At 45.4% G+C, this 13,387-nt stretch carries 11 protein-coding genes; 8 read left to right on the top strand and 3 right to left on the bottom strand.

The annotated features are described in order from the left end of the window. The first annotated feature begins 43 nt into the window (after positions 1-43). Both ACQCN2_RS00300 and ACQCN2_RS00295 read left to right on the top strand, forming a co-directional pair. Positions 44-739, top strand: coding sequence for a response regulator transcription factor (locus tag ACQCN2_RS00300; RefSeq protein WP_426926887.1), 696 nt, complete (start codon positions 44-46; stop codon positions 737-739). Between the two features lie 91 nt (positions 740-830). Next, the gene (locus tag ACQCN2_RS00295; protein ID WP_426926886.1) at positions 831-2,357 is read left to right on the top strand and encodes a sensor histidine kinase; all 1,527 of its coding nucleotides are present in this window, start codon (positions 831-833) and stop codon (positions 2,355-2,357) included. An 85-nt stretch (positions 2,358-2,442) separates the two neighbouring features. On the opposite strand, the gene ACQCN2_RS00290 is transcribed toward ACQCN2_RS00295, so the two are convergent. The 3 genes from ACQCN2_RS00290 to ACQCN2_RS00280 form a co-directional block, all read right to left on the bottom strand. Continuing rightward, positions 2,443-4,218, bottom strand: a complete 1,776-nt coding sequence (locus ACQCN2_RS00290) for a methyl-accepting chemotaxis protein (RefSeq protein WP_426926885.1) — start codon at positions 4,216-4,218, stop codon at positions 2,443-2,445. Positions 4,219-4,547: 329 nt separating this feature from the next. Then, positions 4,548-5,858 (bottom strand): DRTGG domain-containing protein, encoded by a 1,311-nt coding sequence (locus ACQCN2_RS00285; RefSeq protein WP_426926884.1) that lies wholly within the window; start codon positions 5,856-5,858, stop codon positions 4,548-4,550. A gap of 62 nt (positions 5,859-5,920) precedes the next feature. Further along, positions 5,921-6,202, bottom strand: a complete 282-nt coding sequence (locus ACQCN2_RS00280) for a hypothetical protein (protein WP_426926883.1) — start codon at positions 6,200-6,202, stop codon at positions 5,921-5,923. A 371-nt stretch (positions 6,203-6,573) separates the two neighbouring features. Between ACQCN2_RS00280 and ACQCN2_RS00275 the strand changes: the two genes are divergently transcribed. From ACQCN2_RS00275 to ACQCN2_RS00250, 6 genes are all read left to right on the top strand, one after another. Continuing rightward, a complete protein-coding gene (locus ACQCN2_RS00275; protein ID WP_426926882.1) occupies positions 6,574-8,079 on the top strand; it encodes a YheC/YheD family endospore coat-associated protein in 1,506 nt (501 codons plus the stop codon). Positions 8,080-8,084: 5 nt separating this feature from the next. Then, the gene (locus tag ACQCN2_RS00270; RefSeq protein ID WP_426926881.1) at positions 8,085-9,188 is read left to right on the top strand and encodes a YheC/YheD family endospore coat-associated protein; all 1,104 of its coding nucleotides are present in this window, start codon (positions 8,085-8,087) and stop codon (positions 9,186-9,188) included. Between the two features lie 2 nt (positions 9,189-9,190). Beyond that, positions 9,191-10,567 carry a YheC/YheD family endospore coat-associated protein gene (locus ACQCN2_RS00265; RefSeq protein ID WP_426926880.1) on the top strand — a complete coding sequence of 459 codons (1,377 nt, stop codon included), beginning with the start codon at positions 9,191-9,193 and terminating at the stop codon, positions 10,565-10,567. A gap of 42 nt (positions 10,568-10,609) precedes the next feature. Then, positions 10,610-11,905, top strand: a complete 1,296-nt coding sequence (locus ACQCN2_RS00260) for a YheC/YheD family endospore coat-associated protein (RefSeq protein WP_426926879.1) — start codon at positions 10,610-10,612, stop codon at positions 11,903-11,905. Between the two features lie 154 nt (positions 11,906-12,059). Beyond that, on the top strand, positions 12,060-12,830 hold the full coding sequence (locus tag ACQCN2_RS00255) for a hypothetical protein (RefSeq protein ID WP_426926878.1): 771 nt from the start codon (positions 12,060-12,062) through the stop codon (positions 12,828-12,830). A 135-nt stretch (positions 12,831-12,965) separates the two neighbouring features. Beyond that, a complete protein-coding gene (locus tag ACQCN2_RS00250) occupies positions 12,966-13,385 on the top strand; it encodes a hypothetical protein (RefSeq protein ID WP_426926877.1) in 420 nt (139 codons plus the stop codon). Positions 13,386-13,387: the final 2 nt, after the last annotated feature.

The raw sequence follows: 13,387 nt of genomic DNA, 5'->3' as shown, positions 1-13,387 counted from the left end.
TCTGTTCTATTCTACGATACGGTGGTTCAAGGAGATAACGTTCATGGTAAAAGAGAGAATTCTCGTAATAGACGATGAGGCAGATATTCGTCAGTTAGTGGCAATTTATCTTCGAAATGAAGGGTATGACGTCATTCTGGCAGCAGATGGTCTGGAAGGATTAGAATTGCTTGATAAGCAATCGGTTGATCTGGTCATCCTCGATATCATGATGCCAAAGCTTGACGGAATTGATGTATGTATCAGAATGAGAGAGTTTCATAACATGCCGATCATTATGCTATCCGCTAAAAGTCAGGAAATGGATAAAATACACGGACTCAGCACAGGAGCAGATGACTACATGACAAAGCCGTTTCATCCTTTAGAATTGGTAGCGCGGGTTAAATCCCAGCTTCGACGCTACAAGAAGCTGAATGTTCCTTCTATTCCCAAAGAAGACGAAATTGAGATTGATGACCTCGTCTTGAATGTGTCCACTCATGAAGTCAAGGTTGGCGGAAAAGATGTGCGATTAACTCCGCGTGAATTCTCCATTTTAGAGCTGCTCGCTCGTCATCGCGGCATGGTATTCAGCAGTGAACGGATTTATGAACGGGTCTGGGGAGAGTCTTTCATGCAATCGGACAATACCGTGATGGTACATATTCGCAAAATCCGTGAGAAGCTTGAAGACAACCCGCGCAAGCCGATGTACATTAAAACAGTCTGGGGAGTTGGATATAAAATTGAGAATTGAGATTAGCGCACCGAAATTTATTAGAATACCGTGGCAAATGATTTCACGAAAGGTGAGAAGCTGGCGACATACATTACTCAGAAGCTTACGCGTGCGATTAATACTGACATTTGCTGTCTGTATTGTTGCCGGATTGATTGTATACGCTGTGACCAAGCCGATATTTGAAACTCAGAATATGTCTGCTGAGATTCATTACGAGGGAGGCATGGATGAGATTGATAATGTAGCCAGAGAATCAGTAATGCCAGTGATTAACCAATACAATCAAGATTTAAAAACCGCACTTGGAAATCCTAAAACCACCAAAGCAGGCGAAGGAGCCGTTACTGGAAGTAGTCCCCAAGAAGTAGAAATAATTGATGGATCAATACACAACGAGAAAGAGTACATCAAAAACTTGCAAGAATTCATTGATCAACAAGGGAAAAACTACGAAAAAAAAATCATGATCATCGATATGGATGGGAAAGTCCTCTATAAATCAAGCAATACAGCTGAAACTCAGGTAGACATTCGTACCTTGATTGGTCAGGCGATGGAGGCTCGAAGTCACTACAGTGGAATCAGCTACTCTGGGGATTCCCATCCAATGATTGAGTATTCAAGCTTTATTCCGATTGAACTGTATAACAACCAAAAAGTATTCCTAATTGTGACTGGCGCCCCTCGCCCAAACATCGTGTACAACAATTTCTCGACTACCCCTATACTTCTCCCTATTCTTCCTGGTCTGATTACATTCTTCGTCCTTTTCTACTTCTTGACCAAACGAAAGATGAACCAAATCGGGGAGCTGTCTGCTGGTTTACGGGAAATTGCCACAGGCAACCTCCAGCATCGCGTCAAAGAAGGTAGCCAGGATGAAATCGGTTCACTTGCAGTCAACATCAACCATATGGCTTCAGAGCTGCAACTTAAAATCGAGGAAGAGCGCCAAGCCGAGAAAGTGAAAAACGAGCTGATCACCAATGTCTCACATGATTTGCGTACGCCTCTGACGACGATCATGGGATATTTACGCTTGGTTCTGGATCACAAATATGAATCTGACGAGCAAATGGAGGAATACGTGAAGGTTACCTATGGAAAGTCGGAGAAGTTGAAACGGTTGATTGATGACCTCTTTGAGTACACCAAACTGACCAGCCCTGGCGTCCGATTGCACCGAAGAGAAGTATGCATGAATGAATTAGTCGATCAACTGGTTGAAGAAGCTGTTCCGCTGAGTGAGGAAAACGGTCTTGTCTTTGTGAAAGAAATGACCCACGAGCGAATCATCGTCGATGTAGATGCAGACAAGATTGTGCGAGTAATTGATAATTTGCTGACCAATGCGATCACCTACAGCAACAAGCCTAGAGAAATCCGAGTTAGACTAGACTCTCTTGAACAGAAGGCCATTGTTCAAATCGACAATTATTGCGACACACTGACGGATGAAGACGTTCCACGTTTATTTGAGCGGTTCTATCGGGCTGATCAGTCGCGCTCTGCTTCAGGTGGTTCAGGACTTGGTCTGGCTATCGCCAAGAGCATTATCGAACTCCATGGTGGAGATATCTGGGCCCATAAAGAAGGCAATTTCATTCGTTTTTCATTCACTCTCCCTTTGTAAACTGCACAGGTGTATTGAAACAAAACCCTGCTCGACACAAACGGAAAGCTGTGTCAGGCAGGGTTTTGTTCAGCATAAAATTATCTTATATCTTAAACTGAGCGACCGACTCCAGCAATCGCTTGGAGCATTGGGTTACTTCTTCACAGAGATTGACGATGGTATCCGAATCCGAGACGATGATTCCCGATTTCTCCGCAATATCTGTCGTTCCAATTGCTCCCTGAGAAGTTGCAATACTAATTTCATTCAATGAATTGGTCATGAGCTCAATCGAAGTTAACAATTGGTGGGTCGTTTCACTGAAATCAGCCATCATCCTGCTGATCATATGCGCGTCCTCATTATATTTTTCTGCGGTGACAATTTGAAGCTGATAATCTTGAATCACCTGTTGATCAATAAATCCCATCACTTCAGACGAACTATCGGACAAGTGTTGCACTGCCTCCATCACACTATTCACCACTTCCTGGATTTCGGTAGCCGAATCACGGGAATGTTCAGCCAGCTTGCGAATTTCCAAGGCGACAACAGAGAATCCTTTGCCTGCTTCCCCTGCTCGCGCCGCTTCAATCGAAGCATTAAGAGAAAGCAGATTCGTCTGTGCCGCAATATTCATAATCGCGGTGGAAAGCTGTCCAATTTGTTGAACAGCGCTTGACTTCTGGATGGCGTCCTTCAGTTTTTGATTCGTCTGCAAATACATTTCTTGTGCCACTGCCTGTGAGTGAAGCGCGGAATCTTTTAATTCTTTGGCTCTTTGGTTAATTTCTTGAGTTGACGCTTCGGCTGCAACAAGCCTTGCCGAAATATTCTCCACTGCCCGTCTAATCCCGGAAGCGGAGGCGTTCATCTCTTCGGTAGATGCGGCGGTTTGCTGCATTCCCGCAGACATCTCTTCGGTAGTCGCCGAGATATCTTCAATTTGACCGTTGAGATGCCCCATATGTTCCATCGTTTGGTGCAGAAGACGATTGACTTCCTCCGATTCTTGCGTGATTCCGGTAATAATTTGACGAATAGAATCTCTCATATTGGACGAAGAACGGATCAATACGCCAATCTCGTCTTGTAGACGGGAATCTTTACTCTCCATCTCACTGCGAAAATCCCCCTTCGCCAAACGAGCCAGATAAGCGGTTGTATACTCCAACGGTTTAGTTAATCTCAAACTGAAGAGAACCGCACAAACAATAATCACAACAATTACACTGAAGGATAAGGTAAACAGAGTCAGTAGGTTATGCTTAAATTTCAGCTCCAATTCTTCCGTGTCCAATCGTACGGCCTGATCAATATCATCCGTATAGTTACCTGTCCCCACAACCCAACCAAAGTCTTCAAAGGCTATCGAGTAAGAACGCTTCGGCAAAGGTTCCGTTCCGCCATTTCTCGGAAAATAATAATCGCTAAAGCCGCCGCCCTTTTTCCCGTTCTCGATAATTTCCTGGATAAAATGATTGCCTTTTGCATCTACCTGATTATAACGGTTTTTACCCTCTGACTCTTTCTTTCCTAAGAAAACGACGTTCGTACCATCGTAGGTGTCAATCCAGAAGTAGGAATCCCCGCTGTACCGAAGCTCACGCACAGCGTCAGCCGCTTGTTTCATGGCGGCCTCTTTGGTCATCTCTCCTTTTTTGGCTCGATTGTCATAATAGTGAAGTAGACTGATGACCGATTCCACTTCCGACTGAATCTTACGGTCAAATCCCTTTCTCAAAGAATCGTCTAACTGAGCGATGGCGCGTTCCTTGGCAGATGACATATACAAATAGGCCATACCGTTAATGAGCACTCCTAAAAGCAGACAGGCAGATAACATAAGCAGTATGACCTTGTGGCTTAATTTCTTCACGTTGTCTTATCACCTCGTTGAGTTTTGTGACTTTATCCAATACCCAACTTATTGATAGTGTTAAACATAAGAAAAGACATCCTCCCTCTGTGCTCTATTTAAGCTCGCGTGTAGCATCTAGTGTCCGCTCCGAGCACTACGGAAGGGAGTCGACAAGAAAATCACTTAGTTTCTCAGTCTGAAGTAAAGAATGCCGACTCTATTTCCTTCCTACGTTCTCTGCGCTTTGTTTCGCTTAAAATGAGCGTCGAGCGGACGATGTCTTTTCTTGGTTGGCTTACGCGAAATGGAAAACGCCTCCGATGTCCGGAAGCGTTTGTTTGGATCGTTTATCGTTCAATGATTTGTGCGGTAACCATCGCTTGCCCCACAAGCTGGTCATTATGGAAGACGGATACCTCCACTTTTCCGAATCGGCGGCTGATATCGAGCACACGCGGTTTGACGGAGATTTCACTTTCCATCTGAACCGGCTTGAGGAAGTAAACCGTAATATTCTCAGGTACCATATCCCCACGCTTATGTTGACGGAGCGCGTTACAAGCGGATTCAACAATGACAGTCGTCATGACGCCACTTGAAACTGTCCCCAAGTGATTCGTCATCTGCGGTGTAATATCTCCATGCCAGACAATCGTATCGCCCTGCTTCTCTTCATGGAAGTGACTGACAATTTGGTTTGAGAAGGTCTCCCCCATTTGGGGCTGTTTCTGCATGTACTGCATGGCTTTCAAGACATCCTGACGACTGAGGACACCAACGAGCTTTCGATAATTGTCTACGACCGGCAACAGCTCGATTCCTTCCCACACCATCAAGTGGGCAGAGGAGGCTAACGATACGCGCGGTGTTGTCGTAATTGGATTTTTGGACATGACTTTTTCGATTAGCGTATTTCGGTCGTGTCCTATAATATCTCGGGAGGTAACAATTCCGGCAAGTCGCATTTGGTCATCCACAACCGGAAATCGAGTATCGTTGTAGGCTTGGGTAAACTCGTGCCATTTGTCCACCGTATCGGTTGATTTGAGCACGGCGGTCTCTTCCAGTGGTTTTAGAATATCTTCCACCATCATGATTTCTTTTTTGATCAGGCGGTCGTATATGGCTCTGTTGATTAGAGAGGCCACGGTGAATGTATCATAGGTAGATGAAATAATCGGGAGAGACAATTCATCGGCCAACGCCTTCACTTCATCGCTTGTATCAAATCCACCGGTGATCAGTACCGCCGCTCCGTTTTGCAAGGAGAGTTTATGGGCTTGATCGCGGTTCCCGACAATTAACAAGCTTCCCGGATCGATATAACGCATCATCGCTTCCAGCTTCATTGCGCCGATGACAAATTTATTCAGTGTTTTGTACAAACCTTCTTTACCGCCCAGCACATGACCGTCTACGATATTGACAACCTCGGCAAACGTGAGCCGTTCAATATTTTCTTTTTGCTTCTTCTCAATCCGTACAGTTCCCACACGCTCAATCGTGCTTACATACCCTTGTACCTCCGCTTCCTTGATGGCGCGGTAGGCAGTTCCTTCACTAACCTCCAGATCCTTGGCGATCTGTCGAACGGAGATTTTTGTTCCTACGGGCAGACTGTCAATATATCCTAGAATTTGTTCGTGTTTTGTTGCCATTGTCCGTATCACCTTCCACCATTCTCGGGTCTAACCTCAAGTTGGGCTTCTTCATAACTTTTCTATCTATTATATAGATAACCTTGATAGATTACCTCAGCTAACACAAGTGATCCTGGCAAAAATAAGTACCAGACATAAATTTTTCGAATTTGCGGGACGCTGATCCATTCATGTCCCCGCAATCGGTTGAGTCCGACTCGTACAGTAAAAAAAATCCAATAGACGGACCAGTTGATCATGGGCAAATACAAAATGATAAACCATAAAAAACTGATCGAATGTTCTCCCAGATAAAAGCGGAGCAGTGTCGCCAGAAGGGCCACTAATAAGAAACGTAACATAGCCTTTTCCCTCCTTCTGCCACTATAGCGTACTGCCCGATAAAAAAAAAGAGTGTAGCCAGCATCGGCTACACGAACAGGTATATTAATTAAGGGGGTTTTCATCGTAGTTTTATCTTACCCATCAATTATTACAGGAATATTACAAAGGGATTACAGTTTCTTTTCAGTTTTTCTACGAATGTCTTTTACATTTTTTTCCTCTACTCTTCTATTCTCTTAAAATGGCCTTCATCCACGCCCTTTTGAACAAGCTATGATCCTGCCTAGACCCACGCCCAGAGCGGATTATCGCACTCACACCCATGGAACCAATACGTATGTCCTGTCATAGAATAGACTACCTAACGCCTAGCGGGAAGGGGATAGCCATGTCATATGTTCCAACGATGATTCAAGCAGTAGATTCAAAAACAGAAGAATATGGTGTATATCTTCCCTCCAAAATCATTCGTGAATGTAAAATCCCTCTAACTACCCTGACTATAGAATTCGGTAGTCAGCAAGCCCAAGGAACAATTATCAGACAAGAACAAAAAAATGTGACACAAATGACGGTACCACTTCTTAGAACGCTACGAATACCCATTGGATTGCTGATTCAGCTACGTTACGATGAATCAGCAGGCAAATTGATTTTTGGCCCGTACATGGGCATTCTTCTCTCCCGGATCAATCATTCCAATCCGTCACAACCTTTTGCCGGGATTACATCGTTTGTCGAGGAGATTGCTGATGTATGCCGAAAACAAGGCGGGATCGTGTCTGTATTTACCCCAAATGATATTCAATGGGATTCCCAGAGTATCCGAGCCATGATCAGGCGGAATGGGACTTGGCGACAATCCACCTTACCTTTGCCTCAGTGTATCTATAACCGTTTGCCGACACGTGAAGTGGAGCAAACGAACCTGGTAAGTTCATCAATTCAGCGATTTAAGGATCAGCAAATCCCCTTTTTCAATGAGCAATTCCTGAACAAATGGGATGTCTATGAAGCGCTGGCCCATCACCAAACGGTTGGGCAGTATTTTCCCAAAACCGTCCGCTTGCAACAATCACAAGATCTCAAAGAAATGTTGGCCGATCATCGCATGGTCTACGTGAAACCGACTAGCGGAAGCATGGGACGGGGAATTTATCGGATCTATAACTCCTCCAGAGGTTATCACCTGCAGTACGCCGCCATGAATGGCAGTGTAACTAAAACGTATAAAGAGTTCGCTTCCCTGTATTCTTCCCTGAACAAGCGTATTCGAGGAAAAAGTTATCTGATTCAACAGGGACTTTTTTTGATCGGTGTTAACCGTAAACCAGCTGACTTTCGGGCCCTTGTTCAAAAAAATAGGCGGGGCAAATGGTCTGTTACCTCTTTAGTAGCACGTATCGGTCAAAACAGCATAGTATCCAATGTAGCAAGAGGTGGAACGTTGACCTCCGCCAGTCGGGCCTTGAGTGTATCTGGGCCGTGGCGCGCTTCAGTCCGTCCCTCGCCACACGCGCTTAGCTCGGTTGCACTGGAGATTGCCCAAGAGCTGGAGCAGTCTCTGGCCGGTCATTACGCCGAAATGGGCATTGACTTAGGGGTAGATGTAACTGGTCGAATCTGGCTGTTGGAAGTCAACAGCAAGCCTTCCAAGGCGGATAATACCATCCAACGCAAAGAACCTGATGAAGGTGAGGACGTCAAAGAAATCAGCATCGTTCGCAAAATTAGACCCTCCGCTCGCCGCATATTCGATTATTCAACCTTCCTTGCGGGATTCTCCAAGTTGCCTAAATCGAGTTCCATAAAATCTAAATCAAGAAAATTAAAATCAGGAAAAGCCAAAATCGTTCGTTCGAAAAAGGTGAAACAAAAAGGACAACGAAGGTGACACTTATGTCATTTGAATATCGAACATTAGGAATTATGGCATTGTTCAAGGGAGAAGAGCCTTCCTTTAAAGAGAGAGGCTATTACAAAATGCTGACATTAGCTGGACGCAAGCTGAGAATCCGCGTCTTCGTCTTTTCTCCCCGTTCCCTAGACTTTGAGAATCGAGAAGTTTCCGGATATGAATTTGAACAGAATCGCTGGATCAAAAAGACCTTTCCGTTCCCAAAACTCGTCTATGATCGTTGTTTTATTGGGAGCTCTATCCGTACCCGTTATAAACCCTTAATCGATAAGCTGCAAGAAGATCCCGAGGTCACATTTCTTGGCCATGGACTTACTGGAAAATGGCAGGTTTATCAAACCTTGCTCCAATCTGAGGAGCTGGCGCAATACTTGCCTGAGACTCAACAATACTCTTTTAAGCATGTAACTTCCCTACTCATGTCAGGTCAGGACGTGATTGTGAAGCCAGCATCCGGAACCCACGGACTTAGTGTGATTCGGCTCTCAAGGCACTCAAAACAAGACTATGAGGTGTTAGGTCGAAATCATTCCAACCAAGTGATTCATAAACGGTTTACCAGCTTACCCAGTTTTCAACGGTTCCTTACTTCATTTACCGCCTCTCGCCCCTTTATTCTTCAACCATATTTAACCCTCCATACTCCAAGCGGGACTCCGTTTGACATCCGTGTTCTGGTCCAAAAAAACGGGAACGGCGAATGGGAAACAACCGGCAAAGCCGTCCGATTAGGTGAAAAGAATGGCATCACTTCTAATCTCCATGGTGGAGGTAAAGCGGTGGCAATCGACACGTTTCTCTCCCAAAACTTTGCCGCAAAGAACCCGGATCTGATCGAGCAAGAGATTGATCACGTCATTCGTTTGTTACCGCCGTTCCTTGAATCAAATCATGGCCGTTTGGTGGAATTAGGGATTGATATTGGTATCGATCAATCAGGAAAAATATGGATTATTGAGGTGAACAGCAGGCCGGGTCGGACCGTTTTCCGTCAGATTGAAGATCGAACCGCTCAACTCCGCTCCTTGACACAGCCTGTCAAATACGCGGTATATCTCATGAATGAACGTGTAGGGGGTTACTGAGCATGGAATCGCTTCTCGTGCGGCTTCGCTTCCTCAACCACTCCAAAGTTGCCGGAATCATTCTGCCGCTTTCATTATGTCAGCAATTGCAGCTTCGTCCACGTCAACAAATTCTTATTTCGTTGGGAAAGAAAGAAGTAACAGCTACCGTTTTTCAGGATAAACAAAACGTTGACAGTAACACCGTAAAGATTACCGGTCTGTTACGCAAACAACTTTATATTCCTCATACCGGATTTATTCATTTAAAAAGAGATGGAGATACCATTCGCATCGGCCCTTCCATTGGGATTGTGACAACAGGAGTTCGCCCGCAAACGCCAAATCCGATCGGAGGTCGCACTTCTTTTTTTCAAAAACTCCTGACCGCTCAAAAAGGAAAAGGGGTCTTCTACTTCGCCTTTTCCCCCAATGATATTGATTGGGATCGGCAGGTGGTGGATGCCTGGTTTTTGCGCCCGACCAATACAGGAAAGTACACGTGGAAAAAACTGACCACTCCGCTGCCTGACGTCGTCTACGACCGGATCCCTTCACGCGCCGCAGAAAAACTGGATTATGTCCAGCAATTCAAGATGAGGTGGGTGGCAGAAACAAGGTTGCCGATCTTTAATGACGGATTTTTTGACAAATGGAATGTTTATCGGCTCCTTTATCCCAATCTGGAAGTGCAGGAGCACATTCCGGAAACGCATATCCAACCAACCCTGGAAAAGGTTAAAGCCATGGTCAGAAAATATCCGATCATCTACCTTAAACCCAAAAATGGCAGTTTAGGCTACGGGATTGTCAAATTGACAAAAAAAACCAACAAGACCTATGAGGTTTCCTATCACACCGGTATGGGAAATGTCAGGCGAATATTCAAAACCATCTCCGCCGCCTTCGCTCATATTTCTCGGGCTCGCCGGTTAAATTCTTATTTGGTCCAACAAGGTATTCAATTATGCACATACCAGAATCGCCCTTTTGATTTTCGCGTCCATCTTCACAAGAATCAGGAGAACAATTGGGTCGTCTCTTGCATGGCGGCCAAGGTGGCTGGCTCGGGAAGCGTAACCACACATGTCAGAACTGGTGGCGTTGTAATCCCCGGAGAAGACTTGCTCCAACATCTATTTGGCCAGCAAAAAGATTTGATTACCAGACGCATCAGGGATGCAGCCATTCGCTTGTCGGCTGCTATTGAAGAGGCTAATCGAGCCCCTCTAGGTGAACTTGGTTTAGATATGGGCATTGATACCCATGGGCAGGTGTGGATGTTTGAAGCGAACTCCAAACCCGGCCGTTCTATCTTCAAGCATTCCCGGTTAAAGGAAGCGGACGCTTTTTCACGCAATCTCATCGTGGATTACAGCCGCTATCTAGCCAACTTCTAATAACCCCCTAGAAAATCGTATCAGTAGGAAGGAGGCAGTCCTATGGCCCAAATACGATCAGGGTGGCTAACGATTCTCCCCTCAGGTCGCTGGTATCTGCAAGGAGTTAACAAAGCCATAATTACAGGATTAAACAAACAAAAGCGACTCTTAGCCAAACTAGGCCCTGATTCCATTCAAAAACCAATTCAGCTTGGGGCACCCCCACAGCAGCCTCATCGTGTACGAACTAAGGTGTATTGGGCGGTGTCCAACGATCAACTAACGATCGGGCCAATCGTTGGTATTATGACTGTTGGAGACGGTAGTTCTTTCAGAGGAAACCGTGATAACTTCAAGGACATTATCCACTCTGGCAAACGGCTTGGCGCATTGGTTTATGTGTTTACTCCTAGTGGCATTAACTGGGAAAAGAAACGAATTCAAGCGTTCTTATACAACGAAGAATACGATAGCTGGGTTGAGAGCGTCATGCCGTTTCCACATGTCGTTTATAATCGTGTGCCTACCCGCAAATTAGAGACGAAAGATGAAGTCAAGCAAACCTTGAATCAACTGGCTAAATTAGAGAATGTCACACTATTCAACCGTCACTTTTTTAATAAGCGCACGCTCTTCCAAATCCTTGAGAAAAAGCCTGAAATACAAGAATATTTACCAGACACCAAGGTATTGAGCACCTACGCCCAATTCCAAGCGTTCGCCAAGCAGCATCCGTTCATCTATCTGAAGCCGACGAGAGGTAAAGCGGGCAAAGGAATCATGCGAGTCGAACAGCGCAAATCTGGCTGGAAGTTACGTTGTGTGAATGAGCAGAATTCGACTACCCGTCATTTTCACAAACTGGCAGATTTGTGGCGAAATGTCATACTGAGAACTCGAGGCAATCGCTATATCATCCAACAAGGCATTCAGCTGGCTCATTACAAAAAACGGCCGTTTGACGTCAGAGTATTAATTCAAAAGGGCGGCAGCGGCGAATGGGGAGTAACTGGTATAGGAATCAGGCGGGCTGGCGCCAACAGCATCACGACTCATGTGCCTCGCGGCGGTTCCATCCTCCCTACAACCAAGGTACTGCAAGCGTTATTTAAGGAACAAGCAGACGAGATCTATCAGCATATTGAACAAACCGCTTTGTCTATTGCGCGGCTTCTCAACGAAGAAATTGAGGATCTGGCAGAAATGTCGATGGATCTGGGGCTGACCGAAGAAGGAAAGCTTTGGTTTTTTGAAGCCAATGCCAAACCGGAAAAATTCGATGAGCCCACGATTCGCCGTTCGTCGCTGGCAAACCTCATTTACTATTCTCAGTATGTCTCAGCTTTTATGGCCTAATAACCCCCCCGTGGAGCATAAGAAAACCCATTCGACAACGCGGAATGGGTTTTTGGCTTTGATTTCGTCTTGAAAATTAGAATATTGATTCTTTCCTCCTTCATGCATTGAATAAACCACCATGGTAAAAAATTGATATCAGGAGGTGGTCAAATTGACCTACAACAATTTCTATGGGCAGAATCAATTCCAATCGCAATTACCTGTTGGCGGATCTGCTAGTACGATGTTCCAACCTGGCTTTGCGGGTACAAATGCAAACGAAGTTCGTCAAGATTATGCACAATCTTTGCAAACTCCTGCGGGAACCTCTACATACGCGGCTGGAATGTATGGAACACCGGTAAACAACATTTTCTCCCCCAATTTTGCGGGAACCAACGTCCAAGAAGTGCGTGCGCTTAACTCTGGTTATTCTTCTCCTGCGGTTCACCAACAACCGTTCATGGCTGGTATGGGCCAGACTATGGGTTATGCCCCTCAAGTTTCTTCTGTTGGCATGCCTTCTGTCAACGAGGTGTTCCAACCTAACTTTGCAGGCACCAATATTCAAGAAGTTCGCGCTCGCAACGCATCAGCCGGTTCATTTGCAGGCTATGGCATGCACGCGGGAATGAGTGGAATGAGTGCTGGCGGAGCAAACAGTGTATTCCAGCCTAACTTCGCAGGCACCAATGTTCAAGAAGTCCGTGCGCTTAACTCCGGCTACCCTGCTCCTTCGGTTAACCAACAACCATACGGACAAAGCTATAATATGGGGATGGGTATGGGGATGAGCGCGGCACCATCTTTTCCAGCCACGGCTAACGCTATCTTCCACCCTGGATTTGCCGGAACGAACGTTCATGAAGTTCATCAAGACTATGCACAATCTCAACACTACGCTCCATACAACGCTGGCCACATCCCGTTCCGTTCATTCTAAGAATCGACTGCTTGTGTAAATCGGAGAATAATGAGCTTCTGATTTACGAATGAAAAAGACCGCCGACTGTTGGCGGTCTTTTATCATACTTTGTGATTTGGTCTTCGATCGATGTCGAGAATGAAGGAGGAACGAGTGAAGACTTACGGTAATTACGAGAAACTGTACAAGGCCATCCGTCAATACGACACCAAGCAAGCCGCCGTGACGCATATTAAAGATTTAACAGAAATCCATGAGATCTGGTCGTTTTATGAGAAACTGACCCTTGAGGAACTTCGCTTGATCGGGGCGGCCATTCGCAAAACAGAAGCGCAACTCGGGTATATTCCCTTTTGTTTTTCCACGGTTCCTTTTGTATTTCTCATTTTCTCAGCCAAGCTCTCCAATCTGGTGAAGGAAGACCTGAAACTGCTCTTCGCCATTATCTTGGCCCTTACGTTGTTCGCGATTTATATCATTCAGCTTCATTTCAAACACAAAGCCTATAATTCCCTGCATCGTCATATTGTCGATAGCATTATTGAGATCAAACTTTCCGACGAGGAAGCATAATC

It is taken from the genome of Brevibacillus ginsengisoli (assembly GCF_050113715.1).
GTDB classification, from domain to species: Bacteria; Bacillota; Bacilli; order Brevibacillales; family Brevibacillaceae; genus Brevibacillus_H; species Brevibacillus_H ginsengisoli.
The sequence above is the reverse complement of the archived record's forward strand: the minus strand, read 5'-3'. Positions and strand labels throughout refer to the sequence as shown.

What these genes read in the sequence shown, in the direction of transcription:
- ACQCN2_RS00300 (WP_426926887.1), top strand. Translation starts at nt 44, where the DNA reads ATGGTAAAAGAGAGAATTCTCGTAATAGACGATGAGGCAGATATTCGT.
- ACQCN2_RS00285 (WP_426926884.1), bottom strand. Translation starts at nt 5,858, where the DNA reads ATGGCAACAAAACACGAACAAATTCTAGGATATATTGACAGTCTGCCC.
- ACQCN2_RS00280 (WP_426926883.1), bottom strand. Translation starts at nt 6,202, where the DNA reads ATGTTACGTTTCTTATTAGTGGCCCTTCTGGCGACACTGCTCCGCTTT.
- ACQCN2_RS00275 (WP_426926882.1), top strand. Translation starts at nt 6,574, where the DNA reads ATGTCATATGTTCCAACGATGATTCAAGCAGTAGATTCAAAAACAGAA.
- ACQCN2_RS00270 (WP_426926881.1), top strand. Translation starts at nt 8,085, where the DNA reads ATGTCATTTGAATATCGAACATTAGGAATTATGGCATTGTTCAAGGGA.
- ACQCN2_RS00265 (WP_426926880.1), top strand. Translation starts at nt 9,191, where the DNA reads ATGGAATCGCTTCTCGTGCGGCTTCGCTTCCTCAACCACTCCAAAGTT.
- ACQCN2_RS00260 (WP_426926879.1), top strand. Translation starts at nt 10,610, where the DNA reads ATGGCCCAAATACGATCAGGGTGGCTAACGATTCTCCCCTCAGGTCGC.